The sequence below is a fragment of the SAR324 cluster bacterium genome (assembly GCA_029245725.1).
GTDB lineage: Bacteria > SAR324 > SAR324 > SAR324 > NAC60-12 > JCVI-SCAAA005.
This window is the reverse complement of sequence record JAQWOT010000347.1, coordinates 1-5,717: the sequence shown is the minus strand read 5'-3', so window position 1 is coordinate 5,717 and position 5,717 is coordinate 1. Positions and strand designations below refer to the sequence as shown.

Below are 5,717 nucleotides of genomic sequence, written 5' to 3'. Positions count from 1 at the left end.
CCAGTTCCAGCTAGAGTTGGTGCTGTTGGCGGAACCCAAGAACAATTATCAGCTTTCATACAATCAGTGACAACATCATCAACACTAAAGGTTCTGCCAAAGACCTTGACCTCATCGATGTAGCCCTTCCATGTTTTTGCTGGATTGTCAGAACGATTGATTCCGACATTTAAGGCATAGAAACCAGCATTGTGGGAGCTAGCAGATTCTGAATCATCAAGTACACCATCAACATATAGTTTTGATTCACCAGCATTATTGTGGGTTACTATGATATGATACCACTGGCTTGTGTTGATCGCTGATGTTGTCTGAAGGTTGTAATTCTGAGATGGGCTGTTTGTGTTCCATCTTAACTTGTTGCTGCTGTCAACATCGATTTGAGTCTTTTCTGCCCAGCTATTGTTGGGAGAATTCGTTGAGTAGAAGCCTGTGTTTAATGCTGTAGCATTAGCTTCCATATCCCCATCCTTGGCTACCCAGAGTGAGATGCTGAAGTTGTCATTGGCTAAATTTCCACCCACATTGCTACTTGTGAATTGTGTGTTCACTCCATAACCAGAAGAAGCGTCAATATAAGCAGCTTGGCCTTGGGCTCAACTTTGAGCATATTGCATTGTGCCGCTAGAATTTGTCAGGTCATAACGATTATCTGAGTTTGTGTCCTCAATATCCTCCAAGTTCCCTTCAAAAGCATAATGCACCAACAAGTCTGGATCATTGTCTGCGACAGCCCCAGAGCTTGTGCATCCAGCAATTGCAGTTGGGGTGGCATTCAATTCATTAGAAAGTGATGAGAAGCCAACAGAGGTGTTTGCTACAAAGGCATAGTAATAAGTAGTGCCTGCTGTTCTGCCTGAGTGCTGATAGGATGTTGCAGAATTTGATATATTATCAATCACATTACTGCTGGTAGTCACAGGTGATGAAGTACTCCAATAAATTCTATATGCAGTAGCTCCGCTGTAAGCGTTCCATGATAAGGTATTTAGCTGAGTGCCAGCAGTGACTGAGTTGAGAACAGGAGCAGCATCATCGTCCAAGGTGGTGATGCTCTTGTTCTTGCTGCTCAAGGAGGCATAACCAGTTGTGTCGGTTGTACCTGCCCCATTGATAGCAATGGTTACTTGTGAAACAACGTTGCCATCGTCCAGTGCATCATCAACTCCAGTGACTGACCAATTCTGAGTATTACCGTAGTTGGCTGGAGTGAAAGTCAATTGAGTTGAACCTATTGCCAATTCTGTTGCGTCAGAAACAGTGATATCCACAACCACATTTCCATTTGGAGCAGCATCAAGATATAGATTCAAACTGGTTGTGTCTGAGCTTCCATCCTCACTGACATCATTGTCATTGCCTGTGATGCTGTATTTGAAGGCTGGTGATGCTGTGGCAATCACACCAGAAGCTACTGTTGAGTTGTCTGAAGTGTAGTAAGTGCCATTGGCTCCAATCTTATAGTAGTAAGTACCATTACTCAGTGAAGAATCTGTATAAGTATTATTGTCATATCCAGAGAGTGTTGTGACTAAGCTCCATGTGCTGTTATCTGCGCTTCGATAGATGCTATAGGTATTGGTAAGAGCAGTTGAATTGTCCCAACTGAGACTCATGTTTGAGCCAGAAGCACTAACACTGAGATTATCTGGTGGTGGAATCGGAATCGCCACCTTTGAAATGGCAGCATCCGCATTGGCAAGATTGATTTGAACTATGTTTTTGGTTGAGGACAACGTCATTCCAGCATACGAAGAATTGTCTAACCAGTGTGAAGAACCTGTATGCTCTTTTGTATATCTCCCATTTCCAGCAGACCAAGTTGTATAGTCATTAGCAGCATAGTCTGTTGGGCCATTCAATGTTCCTGAGCCAGTGTTGGTGTAACCAATACCTGAACCCTTATACTGTCTGCCGTCACTATTCTGAATGATCAGTCCTACCGTATCTTCTGCTTGAAGTTCCATTGCGAAGTCGCAATCTTCCGCATCGCTTGCTCCACAAATTGAATTTGGTGAAATTGTGCTTGATTCAAGCCGCCAATTAGAGGTGCGGGATCTCTTAAAATATGTTCCGCCAGTAGAGAAGTTGTGGTTAAAAGCTGGCTTTTCGGGTTGATACCAAGTCAAAAACATAAAATCATTGCCAGCAGAATTACCCATCAGAGGAAAGACATCACTTTTGAGCCAAGCACCATCAAAGATTGCTCGTTCACCTACATTGACCATATCTTTATGTTCAATGCGAATAGGGTCACCACCATTAGAACGTCCAAAGCCATAGAGTGTACTGTTATCACCAGCCGCAAAGAAGCCACCATGAATTCTTAGGTCACCCCATTGACGATAAGCTTCGGAAGCCATTGTTGGTGTGACCTCTGTTACTGGTGATAGAATGTCTCCTTTTGAATCATCCTCAAAAACCACAGCAATTCTTATAGGTTTATTCTCCAAGAAGCCATCATTATGAGTGACGCCATCGATTGTGATGAAGGGGCGAGTCTGAATAACCGTTTTATTCGTTGTAGCCCATTGTTGACTGATATAAGTGCTACTGTCTGTTGGATCAATGGGTTGACTCAAATTATCTGAGATAAAAACTTTGTAATAATCTCCATTGGCAGAATAAACAAAGTCAGGGTGAGCATTCCATGTTATGGCATATGAAGGAGGGAAAATATAATATCTATCTGGATCAGTAGCCGTGTAGATTTTCGCATCACCATAGAATCCGTGATAGGCAGTCACATTATCGATGGCTGCTGGCAGCACCAGAGTAGGTGTCGCATTGACTTCAGTCGCAGGAGAACTACTGCCAGCAGCATTGGTCGCTATGATTGTGAAGTCATAGGAAGTATTGGCTGTTAAACCTGTGGCAGAGGTCGAGGCTCCTGTGACTGTGGTGGAGTTGTCATAGGTAGCAGGATTGGATGGATCGATTGGTGTGCTTGGATCATCTGTCCAGTAGACAGTGTAGTTATCAGCACCTGTGACAGTATTCCAAGTCAGATTGATGGATGTGCCACTGCCAGGGTTTGTTGCAGTCAGCCCAGTAGGAGTTGCTGGTTTTACATACTTCTCACATTCTTGATAGAGCAAACAGGCATTCGTGACATTATCTGCAGTGAAGGCTCTGCCATAGACTTTGACTTCATCAATGTAGCCTTTCCACGAGTTTGCAAGAGCCCGATTCACCCCAATGAAGAGCTTGTTCATCGGAGTATTCTGGGTCTCACTTGATGTCGCTTCCAACACACCATTCAAATAAATCTGGCTAGTCCCATTGTCATTCTTGACAAAGGCAGCGTGGGTCCATTGGTTTTTCGAATAGGTACTGCTCGTCTCCGTGTGGGTATAGCGTGAAGCATTTGTATAATTGGCTCCGTGTGATGAGCGCCAGCGCAGATTTGCACTCCCGGTGGAGTCCAGTTGCCAACTCCAGTTGCCCCCGTCATTGCCTGTCCCGGCCACCTGCTTCGAAGCCATCAGGCCACTGTGATTGACCATGTCTGATTCGGCATAGAACCACATGGTGATCGTGAAGTTGCCATTTACGAAGCGATTTCCTGTGCTAGTGTCGTTGAGATTGTTATTTTCAACGTAGCCTGAACTCGAATCAAAGTAGCCGGCCATTCCATTGGTGCAGCCTTGTGGAAAGCGCAGTGTTCCCCCAGTATTGGTCAAGTCATAGGGCCAGGCCGAGGCTGAAGAAGTCCGGCCGTTGGCTGGACTCTTGTCATGCAGGCCTTCCCCACTGGTGTCATCAAAGTCGTAGTAGACCAGCAGGTCACTGTCGGTGTCTGGGGTATAGCTTGGGGAGCAGGACAAGACTGATGGCGTTGCCGCCACAGGTCCCACAAGATTCGATGAGTCCGCGCCTAAATTGGCTATAATGCTGAAGTTGTAGTTCAAACCTCCTGTCAATCCACCAAGAACATAAGAAGTAGCTGTGCCATCCGAGACCGTAATATTGTCGCTGCTGGTTGTTGGTGTTGAACCATCACTCGTATAGTAAATCGTGTAACTGCTCATTCCAGCTGGGCCGCTCCAGTTGAGCGTAACCTTTTGTTCACCTGCTACAGCACTGGTGATGGTAGTTGCGCCCTTTCCACTGTCGGTGACGTTCACCGCAAAAGAGCTGCTCTGACCATGAATGCCATCGGTGGTGTCACTGGAGCTGTAGGAGATGTTGATGTTGGTGGGCTGGGTCCCATCGACGTTAAAGTCTTCGACTCCCGTCACCGTGAAGTTCTGAGGTACATTCCAGTTAGCTGGAGTAAAGACCAGGTTGGTTGGAGAGACCCCCAACTCACTGCTGTTGTCACTGCTCAGCGTCACCGTCACGGTTCCATTGGGTGCTGAGGTCAACACAAAGGTGCTGCTGTTGTCACTGTTGCCCTCGGCAACACTGGGAGTGCTCGGCGAGAGCGTAAAGGTCCCGGTGATCCCACTGTCGTTGGTGATGACGTTGAAGGAGGCAGTCTCTCCATGCACCCCATCAGTCGAATCGGTCGAGCTGAAGCTGACGTTCATTGCGGTGGTCTGATTGCCATCGGCAATGAAGTCCTCCACTCCAACCAAAGGCAGCGCCTGCGGCACATTCCAATTGGCCGGGGTGAAGGTCAGCGTATTCGGGGAGACCACCGTCTCATTGTCATCGGCAGAGCTGAAGGTCACCGTCACCGTTCCCTTCGGTGGGGAGAGCAGCACAAAGGTGGTGCTGTTGTCAGTGGTACCCTCCGTCACTGATGGGGTCGCCGTGGAGAGACTGAAGGCCGTACCCAATCCACTGTCTACAGTGGTCGCTGTAATGCTGGTGTTGACGTTATGGACCACGTCCCCTGTATTGGTGGAGGTCACCGCCAGGCTGACCACGGTCTGCTGGTTCCCATCGATGATGTAGTCTTCGGTGCCATAGAGCGTGATCGTCTGGGCTACATTGTAGTTACCGCTGTTGAAGGTCAGCGTGGTGGGGGAGACTGTGGTCTCATTATCATCAGCAGAGCTCAGCGCCACAGTGACCGTTCCGGCTGGCGCTGAATCCAGGGCAAAGGTGATGGTGCTGGAATAGCCCTCGTTGACCGTTGGAGAGTCATCAGAGACTACAAAGAGCCGGGTGCCGCTGTCGATGATGCTGGCGCTGAAGCTGCCAAAGGCGTTGTGGAAAGGCTCGGTGGTATCGGTGGAACTCAGTGTATAGCTGATCGTGCTGCTTTGGTTACCGTCAATGAAATAGTCCTCTACTCCGCTCAGGGTGATCGTCTGAGGTACATTCCAAGTGGTGTTGTCAAAGGTCATCGTGGTTGGCGAGACGGTCGCTTCGCCGGTGTCGCTGGAAGTAATCGTGACGGTGACGGTGCCGTTGGGTGGACCACTGAGGGCAAAGGTGGTGCTGTTGTTGGTGGTGCCCTCGGTGACACTGGGGCTGCTGTTGGCCACAGTGACCGCGGTCGCTCCGCTATCAGCCGTGACTACATTGAAGTTGCCGGAGGCTCCATGAAGAGTGTCCGTCGGATTGGTGGAGGCGATGGTGTAGCTGATGGTGGTGGTCTGATCGCCATCGACGCTGTAGTCTTCGGGAGCCGTGATGGTGAGAGTCTGGGGGGTCGCCCAGGTGGTGTTGTCAAAGCTCATCGTGGCCGGTGAGAGTGTAGCCTCGGAAGTGTCTCCGGAAGAGAAAGTGATGGTGACAGTGCCGTTGGGTGGGCCAGAGAGGAC

General features: G+C 48.6%; 2 protein-coding genes. Both read right to left on the bottom strand.

Translation table 11 applies throughout. From position 1 onward, the window contains the following. Positions 1–551 (bottom strand): LamG domain-containing protein (locus P8O70_19075; GenBank protein ID MDG2198943.1); only part of this gene is annotated, 551 nt, incomplete at its 3' end. A 45-nt stretch (positions 552–596) separates the two neighbouring features. Further along, the gene (locus tag P8O70_19070; protein ID MDG2198942.1) at positions 597–5,633 is read right to left on the bottom strand and encodes a sialidase domain-containing protein; all 5,037 of its coding nucleotides are present in this window, start codon (positions 5,631–5,633) and stop codon (positions 597–599) included. Positions 5,634–5,717: the final 84 nt, after the last annotated feature.

Coding starts and splice junctions, on each gene's coding strand:
- P8O70_19070 (MDG2198942.1), bottom strand. CDS start 5,633: ATGAGCTTTGACAACACCACCTGGGCGACCCCCCAGACTCTCACCATC.